Below are 13,270 nucleotides of genomic sequence, written 5' to 3'. Positions count from 1 at the left end.
AATTAGCCGGCGAATTTCTCAACGATTGGGAGGCCATCGTGCGCGTGGTCGAAACGCCGGCGCATCCATTGACCAACAACGTGGCGGAACGCAGTTTGCGGCACTGGGTATTGCTGCGCAAAATCACCTTCGGTTCGCGGACGGCACAAGGCAGTCGCGTGGTTGCCTTGCTGGCGAGCGTGATTGATACCGCGCGTTTGAGAGACCTGAATCCTTGGGAGTTTATTGCTCAAACACTGGCCGAACGCCGTAAAAACCAACCCGTCCCTCGTTTGCCTATGCCGGTTTTGGCGTGATAGGAACAGGGGGGGGCTAAACGATTACGCCAGTATTGCTGACGGAACCCGGAATCACGCCACCCGCCTCTCCCCCAGAGTAACCCGGATTTCTACGCTATCCCACGGTACATACACTTTATTCTCATCGCTTTTTTCAATCAACCCGTGCGCCATCATGGCTTGAATATCGCGGTGCACGTTACTGTAATTGCGCCCGAGTCGCTTGGCCAGTGCGTAAATGGATTGCGCCCCCGTAGCTTTCAACACATCCAGCAACCGGCAGCGTTCGCCGGTAAACTCGGCAAACAATTGCCCGGCATCGGTAAACCCCAGATGATAATCAGCCGGGGCTGACTCGCCGGCGTCAATCGCCTTGACCAACGCCAGCGACCGGGTAAATACATTATCCAGAGTGCTCAATTCAATAATCGCTTTACTCATTGTTCACGCTCCATCACGCGCCGCACATCGCTGCGAAAATCACTAATCAGGGTTTCATAATCGGTAAACCAATACGGTCTTTCATTCTCGCCATCGTGAATGTGATCACCCTTACCTCGCTCATTGTCATAACGCAATCGGCATTGACCATTACGGCCGCAATATAGACGGTATTTATATAAATGGTCGCTACCCACCACCGGCGCGGCCAACCGCCAAATGACCATCTGCACCGTCCATTCTCCCAAGACGACTTTTTCATTTAAAACCGGTTCGGCTTTAGTTTTCATGTATTGCATTCTAAGCAATATAGTGCTTAGAAGCAATGTTTTAAAAGGTCAGATCCTGAGGTATCCCCACAAATCGCTAGTTCCCAAGCTCTTTGCTTGGGAATGCAGCGCATAAATAACAATAAGTTATATATTACATGAAACATTATGTTGTTGACTTTATAGTCGTTTATCTTCATGGCGAATGAATTTTTTATGATGTATCCGCGAATACTTTCGTAGCGCGTAGCCCGTATGCAGCGCCAGCGGAATACGGGGAATTCGTAGCCTCGCCTGTCCCGGATTGCACTGCGCTCCATCCGGGCTACGGTGTTCAATGATCGTCGAACACCGCCGGCAAGTTCGGCGCATCCAAAATCCGCTCTGCCCAGATTTCGAGTTGCTCCGACGTGGCTTGATCCAGACGTCGTTGAATCGCGCCCGGCAACGGGCCGAAGCGTTTGATCAACTGGCGCTGAAGCAGTCCAGCCTCGCCCTCTATTTTTCCTTCCACTTTTCCTTCGGCCTTCCCTTCCAATTTACCTTGCTCCAGAGCCAAACGCTCTATCGACATCACATAAGTCATCGTTTCCGCCTCCAGTTGTTTGATTTCATCGGTTAATTGCCGTTCTAACTCATCCGGGAGCTGCATCAGCCAATCTATGACCCGTAACAACTCCATAATATCCTGCCGCGCGTAATCGCGCGACAACCGAAATAATTGCTCAAATATGTAACCCCTTTTTCTACCAATGTATACGAAAAAACCAACTTATCTTTCAATTTTCAACCATAGCAAATTATTTTATATAGCTATTTTTTGGGGATATCTCAGGATCCGACCCTATTTATTAACAACGTCATCTCGTTAGGGATTGCCGAGATCCAGCCCACAAGGAACTACCGCAACCTACAACCAGACCCCTACCCGAGATGCTTGTAAACAATCTTCGGCATATCCGCGCCCGAAATAGTCACTGCACCACTCAAGCCATTAGCTAAATCCAAATCGATCAAACACCATCCTTTCGGCGAACCGCATCCGCTCGGCAACGACAAGAATCGGCTCGGCCCTTGCACTGCGGTTTCCACTTGAGAAACATCTAACGAAAATCCTAGGCCGACAGCTTTGATGAAGCTTTCTTTCCTTGTCCAAAGTCTGTAAAAAAATTCTTGCAGCCGCTCCTTCGGCAAATCCGACCAAAACCGAGTCTCTTCCTCAGAAAAACATAACGCCACAATCCCATGATAATCGACCCGATCCGTCCATACTTCGATATCGACGCCGATATCATAAGCATAACCGACACCAACCGCCATATGATCGCCGGAATGAGCCAAATTGAATCTAATGCCATTGGAATTGCCGCAGGCAACAAAAGGTTTGCCGTGCGCTTGTGTTGAAAACGTGATTGTTTCAGGAGGCATGCCCAGATACTCGGCCAAAATCAACCTGAGCTTCCCGTGGCTTGCCACATAACTCCGGCCACGCCTTGTTTGCACAAAACGCAAGGCCTTATCTTGCTCATTTTTGTCCAGTAGAGACCAATAATACCGATACTCTTCATCGGTAATGACTAACGTTTCAAACCATAAATCGATCTCCATACATAATCATCCTGCGATCGATCAAATCGTCGATCACGAAAAGCAATATTCGATCCGGCCCGATACAAGGAAATCCCCAACGACAAGCGCGCCGTCAGCCCCTAGTAAGAATGCCCGGATTACATCAAGGAAGTCTGAATCAATATGCGACCGCTGAGTTTACGGCAGCATATGCGAGGTGCGGGATTGGAATAATGGAAAAAATCGGACAAAAGGATGTATACAACACTTTTACCGGCCAGCGGATTCAATACACAACAGTCATTTAGTACCAAGCATCAAAATTGGAAAGAGTAAAAGCCTAAATCGAGGACTGTTCAACTTCTATCTTGATAACTCGCTAATTTCCGCAGAATTGCTTTCCCCTTAAAATACCAAGAAGCAATTTCAAATAGTAAAGGTGTATGCCAAGGTATGCCCGGTGGGGGCAGCCATCTCAAACGACGTGGATCATTCCAGAAAAAAACAACAGCCGATGTGAATTCCTGCGTGTCAACGCCATGCCACCAATAGATTGGAAAAAAGAGCATTTCTCCCGCGTTGACTTCACACTCATAGTAGTTTGCATTTACATACAAAGGATACTTTTCTAAATCAACGGGCTCCTCCGTAATTTTGCTAAAATTATATTTCTGATATAAAAATTTAGTTTGATCAGGTGCGAAAAGTTTAACTTTTTTACGGCCAGAAACAACACAAAGCAAAGCTTTTCCATAAGGATGAAAATGGAGCTGGGAATATACATGACTCCCGATATAGCAAACCGCCAACGGATCCGAGATATAGTCAAATCTGGTGTATGGCTGAATTGAATCAGGCGGCCATCTGCTGTGTATCTTCTGTCTGCTTCGGTTCCATGATGACAGCAATGCCATCCTGAAAACGGATGCCCTCAATCACCTCCGGCAATCGTTTAAAGCCGCGAATCTTGCGCCAACTCTTCTCGGCGGTTAGCGCCAATTGGAACACTAAGCCCAACAAGGTATTGCGCGACACGCAGTTCTTAGTGCGGGTTGTTCGATGGCGTATCGTCCCAAAGCTGGATTCGATCGGATTCGTCGTCCGAATGTGTATCCAGTGCTCGGCGGGAAAGTCGTAAAAGGCCAATAACGATTCACGGTCTTTTGCCAACACGCTCACTGCCTTCGGATACTTGGCTTCAAAATCAAGTAAGAACGTGTCAAAGGCTTTATTGGCCTGGGCTTTGGTATCCGCCATCCAGATCTCCTTCAGCCCCGCCTTGGCTTTACCTTGGATCGAATCCGGTATCGCCGCTAACACATTCGCGGTCTTATGTACCCAGCAACGCTGGTGTTGTGTTGTGGGCCAGGCCTCATTGACAGCAGACCAAAATCCCAACGCACCATCGCCGGTGGCCAATTTAGGTGCCCCCGTGCCTGTAAATCCTGTAAGACACTCAACCAAGAGGCTTTCGATTCCCGATAACCATCCGATTAGGCCAGCAAGCGTTCCTCACCTTGTTCGTTGACACCGATGATGACCAGTAAACACAGGCTCTCATCCTCGCCCCACAGCGTCGAATAGATACCGTCGGCCCAGACATACACCGTGCGTTCCTGCGATAAATCTCGTCGACTCCAGGCCAGATAATCTTCAGCCCACTGGGCTTTCAGACGGCTAACCACGGCAGGCGACAAGCCTTTAGCATCGTCACCCAACAGAACCGATAAGGCCGACTGCATGTCGCCTGTTGAAATGCCTCGCAAATATAGCCAGGGCAAGGCCGCTTCCACCGCGAATAAGCCTTCCAATTCGAAACAATCCCGGATATTAAAACCGGTTTACCCGGTTCTGCATACAGTGCATTAAATTCTTCTATCGACGGTGCATGAGCGCGTGCTACTTTTAAAGGTAAGGTATAGCTTAGCTTCATTATGCATCCTTATATAAATTACAAATGACTTGAAAAAGTGCATGAATTAATATATTAAAATTTATCATGCCAATTATCCTATATAAAATATTATCCATAAGATAGTTTTATTCGATACCAGGCACTCGAGCTAATTAATATTTTTGAAACGCTTGGATTGTATATACATAAAACATCAAATGCATTGGTGCCTACAAGTACCAGAAAATACGGCACCAAATCGCACTAAAAATACATGTTTACATATTTTTGCTAAGCGTATATTATGAAAGTATTAATCTACCAAATGATATTAACTTATCTTTATCGTTAAGCCCTTCTACTTCTATTTCCCCTTGTGAAAACGCTTCTATTCCGTCCCTTATACCATTAAACATATCGGATAATAAAGAAGATGATAATCGTAACGTAAAATCGGCTTGCGTATCTCCTTTTACAAAAATCGTTTCCTGACCCGACAAGTCGATGGTCCAAATACCATCTTCGTTACCTATTAGCACGATTTTCCAAATCCCTCTAAGCAAAGGAAAGTTGGCTCTATTTGCTCTAATTGCATTTTCGAGATATGTTTCTAATATATTTGTATCAATTTCCTTTGCTCTATCGCAGCTACCTTTATTTTGATAATAGTTGTCGAGATTACCGTAACCCAACTCGCAAAGTAGAGCGTCAAGTTTTGATAAAAACTTATCAGGTATTCCAGATTTAGGTACTTCTGTCCCCTTTCCAACAGAATCTTGACGAATTTTACTGGATAGAAGCGCTCTACCATCCCCTTCGCCATTATCATGCTCAATCTTAAATACTCTATCAATTAAATATTTATCCCAATAGACACCCAAAAAATTAAACAACCTCTCTAGAGTCTTTTCTGGCTCCAGAACGATAGATTCATATTTTACTCTAAAACAGCGAGCTTGATGCTTCTTTTCAAATTCCGAGAGCTTTTCAGTCTTTTCTAGCCAATTTTCCGTCATGGCGGCAATGATATTTCCTGGGTTCCGATGCACAAAAGGCACATGCTCAGGAAGAAATCGATGTTTACTTAAATTTAAGCTGGAATGAACAACATCCATACAATGGCGATAGAGGCAAATGTATTTTGCATCAGGGTAATGCTCGTCTAGCAAATCCAGATGCTCTAAATTCATTGGTGTCTTTTCGCACCAGATGGATTTGTTTTTTTCTATGATATAACTTGTCATTATATTATCAATAATCTTCCTGGTTTCGTTTAAGACGAAGTTTCTTTTGTCTATGGCGCATAAATTTTTTTGGTTTTGCATCAAAGTGCTAGTTAGTAAAATATTTAAACTGGCGCATAACTCACCTATATATAGATGTCCTGGGCACGCTATTTCCTTATGAGAATCGACTATATATCTCAACATCGTAGAGCCAGATCTCTCGCATGAAAGAATAAACACTGGGTAAATAAAGTCATGATTTACATTTTTTTTCATATAGACACCTTTCTAATATATATTTTTCACATCTTAAGCCTTAGCATTACAGCGTGGAGATGCTGGAGTATTCAGCAGATAGAATGCTGTTATAGGAACTATAAGGATGTAATTACAATGTCCATTGATGTATACCTATATGAAAACCAAAATAGTGAATGCCTAGTTGTATGTAATGTATTGCTTTATAAGTGCTCGGCGCCAATCAAAATCAGTTTTATTGATTAACAAGCCCTTAATTTTTTGAGTCAGTACAACTTGAGTATAACAAAATGACTTAAAGGCCATTAATGCTGGCACTCATGCTTTGGAGTAAATAAATTATAAGTGACTATTATCTATATATCAAAACTCAATTTTAATCGACCCCAAAAAGGTCCTCGATGTAGCCGGTATAACATTAAGTCGGGATTCGCTATTGGAAACATCATAGTAACGTTTGTCGAGAAAATTAATTACATTAAATTGGGTTGATAAGCGAGTAGAACCTACTTTAATTTTGTATCCCAATGCTGCATCAACCCTAAAAAAACCAGGTAATTGAAAACTATTTGCTCGATCACCTTCTTTATTGCTCGAAAAATATACTCCGGTTCCTATATTAAATCCAGGTAAATCAAAGTCGGCAAAATCATATTTAGTCCATACTCCACCACCATGCTCCGGCACGTTAGGTAGCCGATTCCCTAAAATTGAATTTTGGTCTTTTGTAATTCTCACATCAGTATATGCATAATTAGCTATAACACTCCAATTTTCGGTAATCTGACCGGAAAAATCGAATTCGATACCTCGACTACGAGCCTCACCTACAAGTTCACTTAATCCGAGCGACGCTAATTGAAGGTTACTATGCGGCACGGATATGTTTTTCTTGGTCAGATCAAAATATGTCAAAGTTGCCGTTAATCGGTCATCAAACCATTGCCCTTTAACGCCTACTTCATATTGCTGTGATAATTCAGGCTCAAGCGTTTGTCCATCGCTTAACTCAACAAATGCATTTGCAGCATTAAATCCTTTGACAAAATTTCCATATAGACTTACCCAAGAAGCGGGCTGGTAAAGAATCCCATAACGTTGACTGAACTCAGCATCATGTGTTTTGTTACTGCCCAAAAAACCGAGAAAATCTGAATCGGATGATGTTTTAGCGTTATCATAACGGCCACCTAATAGAAGATGTAATTGATCGTTAATGGTAATTTGATCTTGCAAATAAATTCCGTACCAATTATTTTTAGTTAGGAAAAAAATATCTTTTTGCTGCGACAAATTAACTGTAGACGAATCATACACGGGCGAGAAAATATTAATCGGATCGGGTGCATTCCCGCGAAATGGAACAAAATTGGTGCTAGTATTTTGTTGGTTAAAATCCCGATAATCCCCACCTACCAATACATTATGTCTCACGCCCCAAGTATTGAATTTTCCATTGAAATTAATGGTAGAGAACCATGCTCCTTCACTTATAGGGGTTTCCGAGTAAGCGCCACGGATCATATCTCCCGTTGTTTCATTGAAGGCGATTGGAAATGTAACCTTATCTTTCACACGACGATCATAGCGAGTTAAATTCGCGGTAACTTTCCAATCATCGTTGAAATGATGATCGAGTTTTATAGTCTCCTGAAAGATATCAACCTTAACGAAATCATCCGGTTCTCCAAAGAATCGGCTTATCGGTACGTTTGCCGGACGTGTGCCGATAACAGGAATACCGTTATCTGGTACAAAGTTATGATTCTGATAAGAAAAATCAAGATCAATCTGTGTTGCATCCGTGACATTCCAGGACAATGCGGTTGTCAAATGCAATCGTTCATTGCCCACGTAATCTCGAAACGAATTATTATTGAGGTATTCCAGATTAAACCGATACGAAAGTTCTCCATTTTGATCAATAGGGCCTGTTGTATCGAGCGAGGTTCTATATAAATCAAATGAGCCGAATTGTTGTTCAAGAGAGTGATAAGCTGTCTTCAGAGGGCGCTTAGTGACCACGTTGATCAACCCACCGGGTTCCAAACGTCCATACAACATGCCGGCTGGCCCTTTAAGAACCTCTACTCGTTCTACACTGGCGAGCGAGAGTGTAGTTCCCGGTGTAAGAAAACCATCACGATAGACATTTTGCTTTACGTTAAATCCTCGAAGATAAAAATTCTCATATTGAAAGCCCAAGTCATCCCCTTGAAATACGCCGCTGATATTTTTAGTAACATCTTTCAAACGGATTGCTTGTTGATCGTCCATAACTGCCCGGGGGACTACCTGCACCGAAAACGGTGTTTCCATAATTGGCGTATCGGTCTTGGTCGCTGTACTGGCACTAGTGCGATTGTAATTGGGGTTGTACGGATCAGTCGAGTCGTAAACGGCCTGTCCAACCACTCTCATAGCAGGCATAGTCGTTGGATCCTTCGCTTCAGCCAATTGTATTTTCTCGACCGTCACAGTGCTATTCCCTGTAATTCGATAACTTAGGTTGCTACCTTTAAGCAACTGGCGCAACGCTTGTTCGGTGGTATAACTGCCCTTCAAACCGTTGGATTTAACTTCGTTTACAACGTTGGCTGGGTAATTAATATCGAGATTGGACGTATCGGAAAAATCCTCCAATGCCTTGGACATGGACCCGGCAGCAATATCGAATTGGTAAACCCTGTCATTGCCTTCCGCAATCGATGCGGATGCGTATAACAAGCCGCATAGCATAGCGATCGACTTTACGGTATGCCGCCGACGGGATTCCTCTATTGAATTATAAATAGCAGTCCTTGTTGTTAAACTATGGGCTTTTCTGGAGCGAATCATGGTCGATCTCGTTGGTAATTTATGATGCCTAGGCATTTAGTTGTCGGGGGTATTTCAAAATATTCGTTTATTAAAACGTTGCCAGCTCTGCTTGAGCCTGCAGTTATTTAGTTAGAAGACGATTACCACCCCAATTTCCCTCCGAAATTTCTTCTCCTTTAGCACCGATGAATCCGCTACGCAAAAAATAGTCCCGATAACGGCCCAACAAGATGTCGTCGAACTCGCTATATTCGGCGCCTAAGATCCGCAATGCGTATTGACTAGCGAGACAGGCGTATCCGCTTTCGACACCGTCAGATGGTTCGATGGGATCGTCAGTAAATAGGCTTAGCAACGGCTTTAACGCAAAGTCCTCCATAGTTTTCGCCGAGAAATGTATTGCGCTTAGCCATTCCGGCATCGGCACCTTGCGTAGAGGGAAGTCTCCGTCAGAAAACCAATCCAACAACGCATTCGCGGTCGGCGGTTTAGGATGGTTTAAATGGAAAATGCGGTTTTCCGCACAATCAACCTTCGCTAGAGCAATGATGGCGCGACTGATGTCGTCGACAGTTGCCATTTCCAGCTTGGCATCGCTATCCGGCGCCAAGCCCATCTGCACGCAGCCTTTCAAAATCCGGCACAGGAAATCATCGGTATTCCATACGCCGTTGCGCCGGTCGCCAGCTACTGTCGCCGGGCGATAAATGGTCGTGAAAAATCCGCGACTGCCGGCAGAGCGCACAATGGCTTCCGCGACCCATTTACTTTGCGCGTACCCGCCGGTCAGGCTTGCGTTCAATAGCGGCTCGTCGGTTTCCGCAAATCCGGCCGGGCTGTTGGGTTTTCCGGCGAACACCGATAGTGTTGATACGTAATGTATTGCTTTGGGACGCTCGGTTGTCGCCATGCGCAGGACTTCGACACTGCCCAACACGTTTGCCGGTTTTAAAAAGCCGTAAGGCTGTACGAAATTGACCAACGCACCGTTATGGAAAATCGCATCGGCAGTAGCAGAAATTTCCCGATAGCGCTCTCCGGTCAAGCCCAGTTTTTCAACCGCCAAATCGCCGCACACCGCGATGACTCTGGACCATTCGACTCGGTCGTACAACTCGTAACGCATCAACTGTGTTTGTAAGCGTGCAGTTGCCTGAGTTTCGTTCTGGGCTCGCACTAGGCAATACACGTTGGCATCCGTTTGCTCCAGCAATTCGACCAACAAAAAGGCGCCAAGAAAACCGGTTGCTCCAGTCAACATGACTGCCCGAGATTGATCGAGCGGCAAAGGTTGTGTCGGTAAGGGGTATATGTCGCAACCCAATTGAGTGTCAGCCAGCAGATTGATGTTGGTATCCGAAATGTCCCCAGCCAGCCAAGCGGTTTGCTGTGCAACCGTTGGATGTTCGAATACCGTTTTGACCGGAAATTTCTTCTGCAATCTTTTTTCGCAAGCAAACGCTAATTGGGTGGCCAACAAGGAATGCCCGCCCAATTCGAAGAAATCGTCTTTGATGCCCACTTGCTCGACACCTAAAACCTCTTGCCAAATCTCGGCCAACGCTTGCTCGGTATCGGTGCGCGGTGCTTCGTAGCTCGCTGCCATGCGCGCATGCCAATCCGGCGCCGGTAATTGTTTACGTTCCAACTTGCCGTTGGCGGACAGCGGCATGGTCTCCAGTACCACGAAGGCGCTGGGCACCATGTAGTCCGGCAGATGTTGTTTGAGCGCGGTTTTGAGGTGCTCAGCAAGGTCGTGCTCGGCTTCTTTGTCCGTAGCCTGCGGAACCACATAAGCCACCAACCGCTTGTCACCGGGTTGGTCTTCTCGTGCAATCACTACGGCATCCTTGATCGCCGGTTGTTGTAACAATTGCGCTTCGATTTCACCCAGTTCGATGCGAAAACCGCGAATCTTGACTTGGTGGTCGAGCCGCCCCAGGAACTCGAGTGCGCAATCGGCGCGGTAGCGCACCAGGTCGCCGGTCTTGTACAACCGCCCGCCGGCCGGGCCGAACGGATCGGGGATGAAGCGCTCGGCGGTCAGCTCGGGGCGTTGCCAGTAGCCGGGCACGATGCCGGCACCACCGATGTACAGTTCGCCGACCACGCCGGCCGGGGCCGGGTTGAGTTGGCGATCCAGGTTGTAAAGGCGGACGTTGGCGATCGGCCGGCCGATCGCTAAAGGCCGATCCAGGTCGTCCGGTCCGGCGAGATAAACGCTGCTCCAGACAGTGCCTTCGGTCGGGCCGTATTCGTTGTAGAGTTTTACATCGGGTAGCATGGCAAGGTGGCGCTTGACGACGTCGGTCGGACAGGCTTCGCCGGCAACGATGGCGACTTGCAGACGGCTTAAGGCTGGCGGATATTGTTCCAGGAGCACCGCATACAGCGAAGGCAAGGCCAACACGTGGGAGATGTCATGTCGCTCGATCAAGGCCGCCAGCGCCACCGGGTCTTTGCTGCTGTCTTCATGGGGTAGGCATAAACAACCGCCTTGAGCCAGGGTCCAGAAGATGCCGGCCACCGAGCTGTCGAAAGCAAACGAGGACAGCAACAGATAGGCTTTGACCGGTTCGGGATATTCGCTGAGCCGGGCCCAGGTGGAATGCAACGCGTTGCGGTGGTTCACCGCCACGCCCTTGGGCCGACCGGTGGAACCGGAGGTGTAGATCAGATAGGCCAAATGCAAAGGATGCACGCTCACTGACGGGTTCGTGGCGGAATACCCGGCAATAGCCGGCCCGTCGCGGTCAAGGTGGATGATACAATCTCTCGTCATCAAGTCCGTAGGGTGCGCAGCGCGTACTTTGTTCTCGTCAAATCCCGATTCAAGCCCCAAGGTACGCGCTGCGTACCCTACTGCTACTTCCGCATTCTCCGTAAGTTCGGCGTTCAGCGCTTCGCGGGTTAGCAATAGCTTGACGCCGGCATCTGCTAATATCAACGCCCGCCGCTCGGCCGGATAGTGAGAATCGAGCGGTACATAAGCCCCGCCGGCCTTCAAGATGCCCAGCAAGCCGATCACCATTTCCAGAGAACGTTCCAGGCAAATGCCCACCAGCACGTCCGGTCGCACGCCCCGGTCGATCAAATAGTGCGCCAGTTGATTGGCTTTGGCGTTCAGTTCGGCGTAGCTCAGTCTTTGGTCTTCGAACGTCAGCGCGACGGCGTCTGGAGTTTTCTCAACTTGCGCTTCGAACAGTTGATGTATGCAGCGGTCTTGCGGGTAGTCAACGTCGGTCGCGTTCCAATCGACTAAGATTTGCCGGGTTTCCGCCTCGCTCAGCAGCGGCAGTTCGCTGACTCTGCGCCGGGGGTCGGCGGCGGCCGCTTGTAGCAACCGTCGGTAATGCCGGCCCAGGCGTTCGATGCTTGTCGTATCGTACAGGTCGGCGTTGTATTCCCAGCTTCCGCCGATTTGGCCGTCCGGCCAGTCTTGAATGTGTAGGGTTAGGTCGAATTTGGCCACCGTGCCGGAATCTTCGATCAGTTCGACGGCTAAATCCGGCAGGCTTAAGATCAATTGGTCCTGTTTGGCCAAGACAAACATGACTTGGAATAGCGGACTGCGGCTGGGGTCGCGCTCGGGCTGCAGCACTTCGACCAGTTTTTCAAACGGCAGGTCTTGGTGCTGTTGGGCATCCAGCACCGTGGTTTTTATTTGTGTCAGAAACTCAGTCACCGTCGGGTTAGCCGATACGTCGGCGCGCAGAACCAAGGTGTTGACGAAGAAGCCGATCAAGCTTTCGATTTCCGGCCGATTCCGGTTGGCTACCGGGCTGCCGACACACAGATCGGATTGGCCGCTGTAACGGCCGAGCAGTAATTGGAACACGGCTAGTAGCGCCATAAACAAGGTGGTATTGTGTTGCCGGCTCAACTCCCGTATCGCTTGCGCCACGGCCAACGGCAATTCAAAAGCCAGACTGGCGCCACGGTAGGTGGTCACCGCCGGTCGCGGCCGGTCGGTCGGTCGGCAGGTCCAGCACCAGCGGCGCGCCGTCCAGTTGTTGCCGCCAGTAATGTAACTGGCGCTCCAGTACCGCGCCGCTCAACCATTGGCGCTGCCAGCAGGCAAAATCGGCGTATTGAATCGGCAATTCCGCCAGTGGCGCGGCGAGACCTTGCGTGAACGCCCGGTACAGCGCGCTGAATTCCTTGACCAGGAGTTCCGCCGACCAGCCGTCGGACAAGCGCGCCAAGATTTTTCGCGAAAGCTGAAATGGGGTCCGTCCGATTTCAGCAGCGAAAAATGACTTGGCGATTATTGCCTTCGGCGGCCCCGATTCGCCCTGCGTCCGTGCCACTACGCCACATCATCGTATACTCGATGCGGTTCCGTAGCACTCCCACAAATGGCTTTACGCCGTGTCGCGATGCCTTGTATTTTGCCTCCGCCTGCGCTATTCGCGCAGACTCCGGCAAAACACCCGGCGCTACGGCTATCGGGGACTAAAAATCTTCACTTCGCTAACGCTCCGTTGTTGAGTAGACCGCAGGCACTTCCCCCAC

10 protein-coding genes and 1 pseudogene are annotated in these 13,270 nt (G+C 48.0%); 1 reads left to right on the top strand and 10 read right to left on the bottom strand.

The features are described 5' to 3' along the window. The coding region (locus tag METBU_RS23185) for an IS66 family transposase (RefSeq protein WP_017839288.1) at positions 1-296 on the top strand (296 nt) is incomplete at its 5' end. 54 nt (positions 297-350) lie between these two features. On the opposite strand, the gene METBU_RS0103405 is transcribed toward METBU_RS23185, so the two are convergent. The 10 genes and pseudogenes from METBU_RS0103405 to METBU_RS28915 form a co-directional block, all read right to left on the bottom strand. Continuing rightward, a complete protein-coding gene (locus METBU_RS0103405; RefSeq protein ID WP_017839287.1) occupies positions 351-719 on the bottom strand; it encodes an HVO_A0114 family putative DNA-binding protein in 369 nt (122 codons plus the stop codon). Further along, a complete protein-coding gene (locus METBU_RS0103400; RefSeq protein WP_014148015.1) occupies positions 716-1,009 on the bottom strand; it encodes a toxin-antitoxin system TumE family protein in 294 nt (97 codons plus the stop codon). Before METBU_RS0103400 ends, METBU_RS0103405 begins: the two co-directional genes overlap by 4 nt. A 313-nt stretch (positions 1,010-1,322) precedes the next feature. Further along, positions 1,323-1,700 carry a DUF4351 domain-containing protein gene (locus METBU_RS0103395; RefSeq protein ID WP_138767167.1) on the bottom strand — a complete coding sequence of 126 codons (378 nt, stop codon included), beginning with the start codon at positions 1,698-1,700 and terminating at the stop codon, positions 1,323-1,325. 212 nt (positions 1,701-1,912) lie between these two features. Further along, on the bottom strand, positions 1,913-2,596 hold the full coding sequence (locus METBU_RS0103390) for a 4'-phosphopantetheinyl transferase family protein (protein WP_017839285.1): 684 nt from the start codon (positions 2,594-2,596) through the stop codon (positions 1,913-1,915). A gap of 317 nt (positions 2,597-2,913) precedes the next feature. Then, positions 2,914-3,366: a cupin-like domain-containing protein gene (locus METBU_RS0103385; protein ID WP_175421684.1), complete on the bottom strand. Its 453-nt coding sequence runs from the start codon at positions 3,364-3,366 to the stop codon at positions 2,914-2,916. 43 nt (positions 3,367-3,409) lie between these two features. Further along, positions 3,410-4,350 (bottom strand): annotated as a pseudogene (locus METBU_RS28630) (IS256 family transposase); the annotation flags it as partial. 403 nt (positions 4,351-4,753) lie between these two features. Beyond that, positions 4,754-5,953 carry a sulfotransferase family protein gene (locus METBU_RS0103375; protein ID WP_017839281.1) on the bottom strand — a complete coding sequence of 400 codons (1,200 nt, stop codon included), beginning with the start codon at positions 5,951-5,953 and terminating at the stop codon, positions 4,754-4,756. 345 nt (positions 5,954-6,298) lie between these two features. After that, positions 6,299-8,773 carry a TonB-dependent siderophore receptor gene (locus METBU_RS0103370; protein WP_083877609.1) on the bottom strand — a complete coding sequence of 825 codons (2,475 nt, stop codon included), beginning with the start codon at positions 8,771-8,773 and terminating at the stop codon, positions 6,299-6,301. A gap of 103 nt (positions 8,774-8,876) precedes the next feature. Then, positions 8,877-12,707 (bottom strand): non-ribosomal peptide synthetase, encoded by a 3,831-nt coding sequence (locus tag METBU_RS28920; RefSeq protein WP_017839279.1) that lies wholly within the window; start codon positions 12,705-12,707, stop codon positions 8,877-8,879. Beyond that, entirely contained in the window at positions 12,673-13,065 is a 393-nt protein-coding gene (locus tag METBU_RS28915) for a condensation domain-containing protein (protein ID WP_051056233.1), read from the bottom strand. Before METBU_RS28915 ends, METBU_RS28920 begins: the two co-directional genes overlap by 35 nt. Positions 13,066-13,270: the final 205 nt, after the last annotated feature.

It is taken from the genome of Methylotuvimicrobium buryatense 5G (assembly GCF_000341735.1).
Lineage (GTDB): Bacteria > Pseudomonadota > Gammaproteobacteria > Methylococcales > Methylomonadaceae > Methylotuvimicrobium > Methylotuvimicrobium buryatense.
The sequence above is the reverse complement of the archived record's forward strand: the minus strand, read 5'-3'. Positions and strand labels throughout refer to the sequence as shown.

Coding starts and splice junctions, on each gene's coding strand:
- METBU_RS0103400 (WP_014148015.1), bottom strand. CDS start 1,009: ATGAAAACTAAAGCCGAACCGGTTTTAAATGAAAAAGTCGTCTTGGGA.
- METBU_RS0103375 (WP_017839281.1), bottom strand. CDS start 5,953: ATGAAAAAAAATGTAAATCATGACTTTATTTACCCAGTGTTTATTCTT.
- METBU_RS0103390 (WP_017839285.1), bottom strand. CDS start 2,596: ATGGAGATCGATTTATGGTTTGAAACGTTAGTCATTACCGATGAAGAG.
- METBU_RS0103405 (WP_017839287.1), bottom strand. CDS start 719: ATGAGTAAAGCGATTATTGAATTGAGCACTCTGGATAATGTATTTACC.
- METBU_RS0103370 (WP_083877609.1), bottom strand. CDS start 8,773: ATGATTCGCTCCAGAAAAGCCCATAGTTTAACAACAAGGACTGCTATT.